At 68.7% G+C, this 1324-nt stretch carries 2 protein-coding genes; one reads left to right on the top strand and one right to left on the bottom strand.

The features are described 5' to 3' along the window. Nucleotides 1-184, bottom strand: a 184-nt coding sequence (locus tag FN829_RS16105) for a hypothetical protein (RefSeq protein WP_221929860.1), incomplete at its 3' end; no start/stop codon positions are given. Between the two features lie 22 nt (nucleotides 185-206). On the opposite strand from FN829_RS16105, the gene FN829_RS16040 reads away from it, so the two are divergent. Continuing rightward, nucleotides 207-1324 (top strand): hypothetical protein (locus FN829_RS16040; protein ID WP_221929859.1); only part of this gene is annotated, 1118 nt, incomplete at its 3' end.

Genomic DNA, 1324 nt, shown 5'->3' with positions numbered 1-1324 from the left:
ACACGGTCGACATCGCGCTCAACGACAGTTCGCTGATCGCGGGGTCGCCGATCCCGAAAGTCGACGTGAGCCTCTCACACGACATCCGCGAGAGCCGCACCGTCTCGTACTCGGCGGAAGCGTTCTCCGAGCGGTACTCGGTGTCGAAGTCGTGGACGGAGAACACGTCGAACGCGACGCTCACTATTCCGTGGGCGTCCGACAGCGTGATCGCGGTCCGAGATGTCTCCGTCGGGTACACTGACGAAAGCGGGACGACGCCGAGCCCGCGACCGACGCCCGACTACGAGCTGCGGAACGGCTCGGTCGTCGTCGACCTCGGCGACGTCGAGGGCGGATGGACTACCACGGTCACCGCGAACGGCTCGAAGGTTCAGGTCGACGGCGCGGAGATGACCGTCCTCGAGCCGACCGACCAGGGCGAGGACCTGAACTCGCGGATCCGGCTCTCGAACCCGGCCGACGATGTCTACCTCCGAGTCGGGGAGACGGCACAGGGCGGGCAGCTCCACTACCTCGCGAACACGTCGTGGGACAGTTCGGAAGCGACCCAATTCACGGGACGCGGGGTGAACGAGATGCGTATCCCGAACGCGCCGGACAACGGCGAGACGACGATCCGGACGCTCCCGCTCGCGTTCGACGTCGGCACCGGCGCGATCGACGTGGACGTCCCGGACGGCCGGCTCTCCGAGACCGAGCCGGTCTACCGCGTCAGTCCGGGTCAGCGGACGGGAGACGACTACGACGTGACGCACCTGAACGCCACGGACGGACAACCGTACGTCCTGTGGGACGAGACCGACGAGATCGTCCTCGACCAGGGGATGGCGTCGGACTCGCTCACGCTCTCGACCGAGGACACCGAGGGAACCCGCGTCATCCAGTTCCGTGAAGACGACGGTACTGCGGGCGGCTCCGGCGGCGGCGGGAGTTCCGGGTTCGTCGGCGGCGGGGGCGGCGGGCCGATGGTGACGAGTTCGTCGCCGTTCAACGGCTTCAGCGGCCTCCGTGGGCTGCTGCCGGGAACGAACGTGTTCATCTTCGGCCTCGCGGGGATCTTCGGTCTCGCCGTGATCTCGCGGCGGACGGGGCTCTTCGACGAGGGCACGCGGAGCGACGCGGCCGCGGACGCGGCGATCGGCGTGGCGTCGCGAGCGGGCGGGCTCCTCGAGCGTGTCTTCGACAACGAGATCGTGCTCGCGGCGCTGACGCTCGGCGGCGGGGTGTGGCTGCTCACGTCGGGAGCGTTCACGGCGACCGAGCGGCTGATCATCTCGGCGGGGAGCGTCCCGGTCGGGATGTTCCTGGTGCTCCAGCAGTT

Origin of the sequence: Halorubrum cibi (assembly GCF_900182635.1) — an archaeon.
Lineage (GTDB): Archaea > Halobacteriota > Halobacteria > Halobacteriales > Haloferacaceae > Halorubrum > Halorubrum cibi.
This window is presented reverse-complemented; position numbering and strand designations above follow the sequence as displayed.